Source organism: Pedobacter sp. (assembly GCF_045628745.1).
In the GTDB taxonomy this organism is placed as follows: domain Bacteria; phylum Bacteroidota; class Bacteroidia; order Sphingobacteriales; family Sphingobacteriaceae; genus Pedobacter.
The window spans coordinates 1-1,879 of record NZ_JAZQPU010000377.1 but is presented as its reverse complement, the minus strand read 5'-3'; the positions used below and the strand labels follow the sequence as shown (position 1 = coordinate 1,879).

Genomic DNA, 1,879 nt, shown 5'->3' with positions numbered 1-1,879 from the left:
GTGGCCACAAAATCTCCGGCACGGGCCTCACTGTAATATAGGTATTGACTACCCCAAAAACCACCCCCTTTAAAAGTAGCATATAAACCATTCATCAGGTTACTGATTCTTTCTGGGGTATCATAAGCTGAAATATCAGAGATGAGCGTGGAAGGAACAGGATTAAGTTTAGTGTCTTTTTTGCAGGCATGGAAGGACAGTAATACCCCAACAGCCAGCATACTTATATTTTTAAATTTCATAACTAAGCAATTTATATGTGAAGTTAAAACCCTATTTGAACACCCAACGTGAAGGTCATGGCATTTGGCGTCATGTTTTTATCGAAACCTTGTGTGGCCGTAGCATTACCCGTACTGGTTACCTCAGGATCGGAGCCCGGATATTTGGTGATGATGGCCAAGTTCTGACCACTCACATACACCCTTGCACTTTCTATCTTGGCTTTTTCCATCAGTGTTTTTGGCAAGGCATAACCTAAAGTCACATTTTTCAACCTGATGAAATCGCTGCTATAAACATTTGCCGTAATGGGAATAGAATAACCCCATGAGGTAATATCGCCATCCTGTACTTTGGGCACATCTGTAATGTCGCCCGGTTTTTGCCAGCGGTCAAGAATTTTAACCGAGTTGTTCTGGAACCTGTAATCCATCAGCGATGCCTGTGTTGCAAAATACATGTTACCACCCCATTGGTAGGTAATCATGGCATCCAAATCAAAGTTTTTGAAACGGAAGCTGTTAGAAAAGCCACCGTAAAATTTAGGGTTTGTATTTTTATAGGCTACCCCATCGTCTGTAGTGGTTACTGAATTTGCACGGGTACCATCTTCATATTCCCATTGGAAATGACCTGTTGCCGGCACTTGTTCATAATAAACTTTGCGGCCCTTGCCATCTAAAAAAATCCTTCTGCCTGTGGCTGCATCAACACCTTCAGTTCTAATGGCATAAATCATCCCTACCGGAGAGCCCGGCATGGAAATAGAAACCTGGCCCGAAGAGCCACCCACATCGTTAAAGATTAAACTGGTTACCCCCGGTGCAAGAGCAGTAATTTCGTTTTTGTTGTAAGAAATATTAAAAGCACTGTTCCAGCTGAGGTTGGTTTTCTGTATCAACGCTGCATTCAGGGCAAGCTCTAAACCTTTGTTGTACATGCTGCCCACGTTGGCCAGGATAGAGTTTTGTGTAGCGCCCGGTAAACCTGCAGATGATGGCATCGGCACGCCAAAAATTAAGCCATCGATGTTGTTTTTATAATAAGAAAGATCTGCTGTGAAGCGGTAATTGAACATGCTAAAATTGATACCCAGGTCCATTTTTTTACTCGTTTCCCATTGCAGATCCATATTGCCTGCCGATGAATAATACAAACCGGGTAAGCCGCCATAAAGGTTTGCACTATAGGTAGATAAACTGGCATAATCGCCTATACCTGACAGGTTCCCTACTTTTCCATAACTAGACCGCAGTTTAAAGGTATTGAAAACGCTGTTCAAACCTGCATTCTCCCAGAAATCTTCTTTGCTGAGTTCCCATGCAGCAGAAAAGCCCCAGAAATCTCCTGTTTTATTATTTAAACCCAACACCGAAGCCTCATCTCGCCTAAAGTTGGCAGAAAGAAAATACTTGCTGTCGTAGTTATATTGAAACCTGGAGAAGGAAGACACCAGGTAATTATAATATTTCTGGTTATCGGTATTGCTCACGGCCACATTGCCAAAACCACCCTGTAAATTGGTATAGTAAGGATCTGACTGATCTGTTCTGGTTAAACCAAACTGATCGCCCTCAGAGGTTTGCTCTTCATGACCTAACAATAAATCAAATGAATGTTTACCAAAAGTTTTAGCCAACAAAGCTGTATTGGTCCA

At 42.3% G+C, this 1,879-nt stretch carries 1 protein-coding gene and 1 pseudogene; both read right to left on the bottom strand.

The genetic code is table 11. The annotated features are described in order from the left end of the window. Positions 1 to 242, bottom strand: a pseudogene (locus tag ACR2F7_RS13800) (hypothetical protein); the annotation flags it as partial. A 23-nt stretch (positions 243 to 265) separates the two neighbouring features. After that, a partial coding sequence (locus tag ACR2F7_RS13795; RefSeq protein ID WP_432714137.1) for a TonB-dependent receptor domain-containing protein occupies positions 266 to 1,879 on the bottom strand: 1,614 nt, incomplete at its 5' end.